2 protein-coding genes are annotated in these 2,094 nt (G+C 40.7%); both read left to right on the forward strand.

Going from position 1 to position 2,094, the window contains the following annotated elements; genetic code table 11:
* Positions 1-1,129: alpha/beta fold hydrolase (locus UC75_RS22190; protein WP_228137456.1), on the forward strand; the 1,129-nt coding region annotated here is incomplete at its 5' end.
* Positions 1,129-1,890, forward strand: a complete 762-nt coding sequence (locus UC75_RS16730; protein WP_049838234.1) for a 4'-phosphopantetheinyl transferase family protein — start codon at positions 1,129-1,131, stop codon at positions 1,888-1,890. The genes UC75_RS22190 and UC75_RS16730, both read left to right, overlap by 1 nt.
* Positions 1,891-2,094: the final 204 nt, after the last annotated feature.

A 2,094-nucleotide genomic window follows, 5' to 3' on the forward strand; every position in this document is an offset into this window, starting at 1 on the left:
GATTCGAACGATGTCTTATCCTGAGACTATTGCTCAGGAGTATATGTTGCTTGATCCTGCGACGCCGAAATTTCATCGTCTCGTTCACCTAGCTGCCGAGCATTTGGGAGTCAGCACACCACATTTACAAGTACCCAAAGGTCTATTAGAGAAATTACCTGAGGTATTGCTTGATGGTTCTAAAGAACAACTCTCTTTCATCTCTACCGAGCACTATCATGTTGCTGGGGCAGAGGCGATGGCGACGAAAATGGGTATTGCGGACCTGATCAATATCACTCCTTATTTTTCTCGTTGGATTGATCGTTTGGTGCTTACACGCTTTGGCCGTATGCAAGTACCAACACCTAGTCATTTCAGCTATCAGAATCGATATTGGACAGAAATCTATACTAAACAGCCGATTAGTTCTGACACATCATCTGCATTATTTTTACATGGGATTCCATTCGATAGTGCATGCTGGTCTCCAGTCATCAATAAAATTACATACGATCAGGTCGCTATGATGGATCTGCCGGGACTTGGGCGTTCAGGCAGTTATGAGATGATGGAAGACAACAACCATCAATTTATTGATGCTGCTGCAAAGCTTTTAGCGCCAAATAGTGTTGTTATTGCACATTCGTTAGGATGTCTTTTTGCATTGAATCTTGCAAAGAAATATCCAGATAAAGTCGCACGTCTTATCCTCATATCGCCTTATTTTGTTCAGGCGCAGGCCGCTAAAATGTTTCAGATACAAGCTATATCTAATCTGATTTTCCGTTTTGTGCCAAAAGATATGATTGCTAAAGACCTACATCCAGATGGACAACAAAATCCGTCTGTTGGTTATGCGATGGATTCATTACGTCGAGTGTCGGTAGCCAAGCATATTAGTGAATATATGCATCGTATTAGTTTGCCGCAGCAGCGAGCAACTCAGACAGCTTTGTTAAATGAGCTTCGTTCTAAAGTTGAAATTATTGTGGGAGATAAAGATCCAATTGTTACCAAAATAAGCGCAGATATCCCTATACATATTATCGCTAGCGCAGGCCATAATCCACACGTTACACATGTAGATGCGGTTTCTGACTATCTCGCACCTGTTCTAATGAAATACAACAGCACTACCGCTTCCTAATGTCTGATCGTGCCCAAGTGCAGGTTTATGTCTGCCCAGTTTCACGGGTACCACAAGACCATATGGTATTGAGTCATTATCTCGGCTTTCTCAGTTCGGCAGAGAAGCTGAGATATGATCAATATCATCCTAAGGCGGCTCGCCTTTTCTTGATCTCTCGAGTATTAGTGAAGACTGTCTTGGCGGATAAGCTAGGCATCTCACCTCATCAAGTTAATATTCAATTACATCCCAACGGCAAGCCTTTTGTACAAGGCAGCAAGGCTGTGTATTTTAATCTTACTCACTCAGCGGACGTTATTATCCTCGCTGTGACTGAAGAAGGGGAAATAGGAGTGGATATTGAACAAGTGGATCGTGAGTTCGAGTGGGTGCGTGTTGATAGTGTGTTAGCACCGATTGAAATTGAATGGATTAAAGAGAATGAACTCACTGATCCATTCAGTGTATACCAGCGGTTTTTTCAAATATGGACCTTAAAAGAGGCTTATATCAAATGTACTGGCGAAGGAATGAGCCGTCATTTAAAGAAGCTCAACTTTCATGTGTTGCCTGAGCATATACAGTTTCTCGATTCAACTAATGATGCTCAAAAGACAGAAGAGTATTATTTCGAAAGCTATATATATGATTCTAACTTCATCTTTTCTATCTGTTTACAACAAAGTTGTAGCCTAGAGCGCTTTAACTTGGACTGTTTTCAATTATTACCCTTTATATCTACGCATCGAATAACTCCAACGCCTTGTAAATATAACTAGATTGAATCGTTATAACTGACAATTTAAAAATATGAATCTAGTAATGAAATATTTGGCTTTGAGCTGGGCCATTCTCAATGAATTACGCTGTGAATAGATAGACCATAAAAAAATTATGAATCAATGAAAAGAAAAAAGCCCCAGTCTTTCGACTAGGGCCTTTTAAATTTGGAGCGGGAAACGAGACTCGAACTCGCGACCCCA

It is taken from the genome of Acinetobacter sp. V2 (assembly GCF_001188385.1).
Classification (GTDB): Bacteria; Pseudomonadota; Gammaproteobacteria; order Pseudomonadales; family Moraxellaceae; genus Acinetobacter; species Acinetobacter oleivorans.